The following is a 534-nucleotide window of genomic DNA, read 5'->3' on the forward strand; positions in this document are numbered from 1 at the left end:
AACACGTTGGCTACAATTTGAGAAATGACAAAGTGCATCTTTAATAATTTAGAAATTGATATTAACTCGGAACTTGAATTGACCGATTTAATTAAAAGCGGAGCGAAAAACGATTTTAACGAAATTTGTATATATGAAAAAGAAAAAACGGCTCTTACTATTTTGACCAATAAAATAAAAAATAAAGCATTCCTAATGTTTCAAGATTTAGAAAATGAAAAATGTTATACGCCTTTGATTTTGGAAAACTCGTCCGACCTTTTTGTTGACTTTTTGTTAAGTAATGGACAAATGGACGAATACCCATCTAATTGGTTAGTTGACATTCAATTGGCAGAAAAAGCTATATTAGAATATTATGACAACGGACAAATGTGGAACGGAATTAATTGGGCGGAAAATTAAAAACTGTAGCCAACACCGTGTATAAAAAATTGCTAGTTTTAGTTAACACAAAGTTGGGTGCTTGTTTGCCGGCTTCCGATTTTCCTTCGGAAAATCCTCGCCCACAAACACGCAACTTTCCATACACGA

Annotated in this window: 1 protein-coding gene; it reads left to right on the forward strand. The window is 33.1% G+C overall.

The genetic code is table 11. From position 1 onward, the window contains the following. The first annotated feature begins 24 nt into the window (after positions 1-24). Positions 25-405 (forward strand): hypothetical protein, encoded by a 381-nt coding sequence (locus CDH49_RS15585; protein ID WP_100616449.1) that lies wholly within the window; start codon positions 25-27, stop codon positions 403-405. The last annotated feature ends 129 nt before the right edge of the window (positions 406-534 follow it).

This window comes from Confluentibacter citreus, assembly GCF_002807055.1.
Taxonomy (GTDB): Bacteria; Bacteroidota; Bacteroidia; order Flavobacteriales; family Flavobacteriaceae; genus Confluentibacter; species Confluentibacter citreus.